The 5218-nt window shown below is 50.6% G+C and carries 3 protein-coding genes; all 3 read left to right on the forward strand.

Features of this window, described 5'->3' with window-relative positions; all coding sequences use genetic code 11:
• Window positions 1–59: 59 nt before the first annotated feature.
• Complete coding sequence (locus tag GXO76_05425; protein ID NOY77292.1) at window positions 60–2345, forward strand: hypothetical protein; 2286 nt, start codon at window positions 60–62, stop codon at window positions 2343–2345.
• Between the two features lie 402 nt (window positions 2346–2747).
• Window positions 2748–3191, forward strand: coding sequence for a transposase (locus GXO76_05430; protein ID NOY77293.1), 444 nt, complete (start codon window positions 2748–2750; stop codon window positions 3189–3191).
• Window positions 3192–3233: 42 nt separating this feature from the next.
• Window positions 3234–5218 (forward strand): beta-glucosidase (locus tag GXO76_05435; protein ID NOY77294.1); only part of this gene is annotated, 1985 nt, incomplete at its 3' end.

Raw genomic sequence — 5218 nt, forward strand, 5'->3', positions numbered from 1 at the left:
TTAATACAATATTTTCAGTACACAAAAATAGGCTCTACAAAAATGTAAGGAGGTACCTGGTGAAAAGGGTAGGCTTTTTTCTACGGCGGGTGGGGGCGTTTGTAACGGTTTGGGCCGTTTTAGGCATTTTTATGCTTCCCCTTCGGGCGGAAACAATTACCAACACAACCGGACAGCTCGAAGTTTCAGTGCAAAAATCAACAGGCCAATATACCCTATTGTGCAAACGGTTTCATTGGCGCTTTTCGGGGACAATTACCCATCCGATTCTTACGCTTCAAAAAATCGACGGCCGGGACGGCATTGGCCCCTATCAGGCGCTGGTGTTTCAGTGGAAGGAGACCGTTCCGCTTCAGGCCAGCATTCACCTTTACAGCAATAAACCGGTGGTTTTGTTTGACCTGACGTATTTGAAGGAATCCGACCAACCGGCTTCCCCATTCCCGGCCTTTTCAAAATTTCCGACTCTTCAGCCGCTGAGTTTTGAGGATCATTCCTTCGCCCGCCAGCGGTTTTCACTGGAAGAAAACGCGACTCCCTGGTTGTTTTTCAATAAAAAGGACGACGCCTTTCTCGTCTCACCGGCGGATCATTTTATGATTGCCCGCATGACCGGAGCGAAAACCGGGCAATTGCTCAGCGGGATGAATCCGGGGGTGCACGCCCTGCCCAGTGGATTTCATCACCGGACCCTTTTGGTGCTGGGCAAGGGCATCAATCGGGTGTGGGATGCCTGGGGCAGGGCTCTTACGGATCTCCAGGGGAAAAAGCGCCCGTCCAATGATGCGGACGTCGGTCTGAAATACCTGGGTTACTGGACGGACAACGGCGGAACGTACTATTACAATTTCGACCGACAAAAAGGGTACGAAAAAACGCTGCTCGACCTCATGGCCTACTATCAGAAAAAGGGCCTGCCGTTTCACTATTTGCAACTCGACAGCTGGTGGTATCCGAAAACGTTTACCAGTCCTGCCGGGAAGAAACCGGAGCAGCCCCACCCGCGCAATCCAAACATGCCGACTGCGGGCCAATGGAACCGCTACGGCGGAATGCTGGCATACAAGGCAGATCCGTACGTATTTCCTGACGGTCTGGGAGGTTTTCACCAAAAATTGGGTCTTCCGCTCATTACCCACAACCGTTGGATTGATGTGGAAAGTCCCTACCGCCAAAAGTACAAAATTTCCGGTGTCGGTGCGGTAGACCCCAAGTGGTGGGATGACGTGATTGGGCAGATTGCGGCCTGGGGTGTGGTCACCTACGAACAGGATTGGTTGAGCGCCATTTACAACAATTCCCCGGACATGCAGACCACCGTGTGGGCGGGAGACGCCTTTATGGGAAACATGGCCCGCGCCTGCCGGGAAAACGGGCTAACCATGCAATATTGTATGGCCCAGCCGCGGCATTTTTTGCAAGGTTCCAAATACGGGAATCTGACCACGATTCGGGTGAGCGGTGACCGGTTTAAACGAAAAGCCTGGATTCATTTTTTGTTTACGTCCCGGCTGGCCAGTGCTCTGGGGATTTACCCCTGGACGGACGTTTTTCGAAGCTGGGAGGTTCCCAACATGCTGTTGGCCACGCTTTCCGCCGGCATGGTAGGAACGGGAGATCCTATTGGGAAAGAAGACGCGGAAAATATTTTTCGGGCCGTTCGGAAGGACGGCGTCATTGTGAAACCCGATATTCCTCTGGTCCCTACGGACGAAACCTACTGGGCGCTTTCCGAAAATCCCAAGGCTCCAATTGCAGGATGGACCCTGACTAATTTTGGCAAACAAAGGGTGTACTACATTTTTCTCTGGAACCCAAACCAGAAGGCGCAGAAAGTGGTCGTAAATCCTGAGAATTTTGGGCTGAATCAATCAGCCGTGCTTTATGATTATTTTTCCGGCAAAGCCAAAATTTTGAAAAAAGGCAAAAAATTGAAGCGAAAGCTGGCCGCCTATCGTCTGGATGATCCCCTTGGAGCGAAAAAAACGGATGATTGGGCCTATTTTGTGCTGGCCCCACTCACTCCTTCGGGTATAGCCCTTATTGGAGATGTGCACAAATTCGTTCCCGCCGGGAAAAAACGTTTGAACCGTCTGGACCCGTTTCCCGGAGGGTTGAAAGCTGAAGTGCTTTTTGCAAAGGGTGAGCAAGAGGGTGAGCTTCTGGGTTTTGCCAAGAAAAAGCCCACTATTTTGGCACAGAAAGGCCGGGCCGAGCTCATTTCATTTGACAGGAAATCGGGTTTGTTTCGGGTAAGGGTTTCACCCGACGTCCATACGTCCTGGCAAAAATCTCCCGGCGGAAATTGGATTAAAACCGCCGCGTTGAAAATTGTAGCGAGGTGACTGGGGAATCCCCCTGCCCATGATTTGAATCCCGGGCAAATTAAAGAAAACACGAAAGGTAAACCGTTAAAACGGTTTTTAAGATGCTGCTTTTAAAATGTTGAGAGATTTTACAGGGAGTTTTCTCTTTTTCGCTGATGGAAAGCGGAGGTCTAAAAGGTTTGATAGGTTAGGAGTAAAATTCAAAACTCGAATCAATTTTTGGGATGAATATTTTAAATTTAAGTATTTCACTGCTCTTGTGAGGATAAATCAAAATTTGATTTGAATGATTTAATTCATTCTGTTGGTAATTTCGACTTTGCTTAGCCACAGGGAGAAGTAGCCCACGATTTCAATCGTGGGTAAAATTAGGAGAGAACAAGAAAGAGAAACCGTTTCAACGGTTTTGGGGAGGGAAAAATGTCTCATTCATTAATCCATATTTGGATTCACGGTATTTTTAGTACAAAAGACAAACAACCGCTGATTCATTCGAAAATTGAAAAAAAACTCTATTTTCACTTGAAGGCACATTTAGAAACTCATCTATCTTGTAAAGTGCGAGTCATTAATGGGACAGAAAATCACGTTCATGTGTTATTTTTACTTGGTCAAAATCATTCTATTCAAGAGATCTTTAAGAATTTAAAAGGGGAATCGTCACATTGGGTTAATCAACAGGATTTACTTACGAGAAAATTCGCCTGGCAGGTGGGTTACAGTGCGTTTTCGGTGAGTGAATCCATGGTTGAAACTGTGGAAAGATACATTAAAAATCAAAAAAATCACCACAAGAAATGGTCGTTTTCGGAGGAATGCGCGCTATTTTTTAAAAAAATACAAATGAATCAGGTAAACCGTTAAAACGGTTTTTGAGAATAAGAGTCAAACAATAGGATTGGAGAAATGAGACACGTTCAAAAGTTGGTTGGAATTTTTCTTGCGATTGGCCTTATTGGGGGACTGGGAAAACCAACCCCGCTTCCGGCCAAATCCAAAAAATCCATTTACCACAAGGGCTGGATTGATCTGAATAAAAACGGAAAAATGGATCCCTACGAAAATCCTGCCCTGCCCATTGAAAAGCGGGTGGACGACCTTTTGGCCCGCATGACGCTGAACGAAAAAACCTGCCAAATGGCGACCCTTTACGGCTATTCCAAAGTGGCCAAAGACCAGCTTCCCACGCCGGAATGGAAAACCGCCATCTGGAAGGACGGCATCGCCAACATCGATGAGCACCTGAGCGGCGATACACGCCGCGATTTTCCGCAAACCCCTTACGCCTGGCCGCCCTCCAAACATGCCTGGGCTCTGAACCAGGTGCAAAAATTCTTCATTGAAAATACCCGCCTGGGAATTCCGGTGGATTTTACCAACGAGGGCATTCATGGCGTGAAAAACATCGGCACGACCTGTTTTCCGGATCCCCCGGCCCTGGGCAGTACCTGGGATGTGAAACTGCTGACCCAGATTGGGCACGTCACGGGCCAGGAAGCCCGGGCCCTGGGTTACACCAATATCTACGCCCCTATTTTGGACATGGCCCGCGACCCCCGCTGGGGCCGCGTGGTGGAAAACTTCAGCGAAGACCCGTACCTGACCTCCGAATTGGCGGTTGCCATGAGTGGGGCCATGCAGGCCGAGCACATCGTGTCCACGCCCAAGCATTTTGCCGTGTACGGTGTACCGGAGGGCGGACGCGACGGACGGGCCCGAACAGCTCCCCACGTGACGCCTCGCGAACTGGAAACCATCTACCTGACCCCTTTTCGGGCGGTGTTTACCCGGGCCCACGCGCTGGGCGTCATGAGTTCGTACAACGATTACAACGGAATCCCGATTACCGGAAGCTGGGATTTTCTCACGCACAGGCTCCGCCAGAAATGGGGCTTTCGGGGCTACGTCGTGTCTGATAGCCGCGCGGTGGGTTTTCTGTGGAGCAAACACCACGTGGCGGCGACGTACAAGGAAGCCGTGCGCCAGGCGGTTCAGGCCGGGTTAAATGTGCGGACCGATTTTACCCCGCCGTCCGATTTCATTTTGCCGCTGCGGGAACTGGTGCGTGAGGGCAAAGTTTCCATGAAAACCATCAACGAGCGGGTGCGCGATGTCCTGCGTGTGAAATTCTGGCTGGGCCTTTTTGATCACCCGTACGTGAAGCACCCAAAACAGGGAGATCGGGTGGTGCACTCGGCCGAACATGTGGCACTATCCCTAAAGGCCAGCCGGGAAGGCCTGGTTCTCCTCAAAAATAAAAACAATCTTTTGCCGTTACGGAAGGATTTAAAAACGATTCTTGTAACCGGACCTAACGCCAACGAAGCCCATCTGGTGTCCGGGAAGTATGGCACGGTAAACGTAACCCTGACTACTGTCCTGGAGGGCATTCGCAAGGAGGTTTCTTCTCATACGAAAGTGCTGTACACCAAAGGGTGCAACATGGTAGATAAAAACTGGCCCCGGAGCGAGCTTTTCCCCAAACCTCCTACCGGAGAGGCCGCCGCCGAAATTCGAAAAGCGGCTTCCATGGCGCAGAAGGCTGACGCAGCCATTGTAGTGGTGGGTGAAAATCGGAAAATTGTGGGCGAAAGCCGTTCCCGAACCAGTCTCAATTTGGCGGGATTTCAGCGGAATCTGGTACAGGCGGTGGTAGCCACCGGCACACCGACCGTGGTTGTGCTCATTAACGGGCGTGCTCTTACTATTAATTGGATTGCTCAGCACGTGCCGGCCATTCTGGAGGCGTGGTTTCCGGGGGAACAGGGAGGGACGGCCATAGCCGAGGCGCTTTTTGGGGATGTGAATCCGGGCGGCAAACTGCCGGTTACCTTTCCGAAAACGGTGGGTGAAATCCCGATGGCTTTTCCCCACGCACCCGCTTCCTGGGC

The sequence above is a fragment of the Calditrichota bacterium genome (assembly GCA_013151735.1).
GTDB lineage: Bacteria > Zhuqueibacterota > JdFR-76 > JdFR-76 > BMS3Abin05 > BMS3Abin05.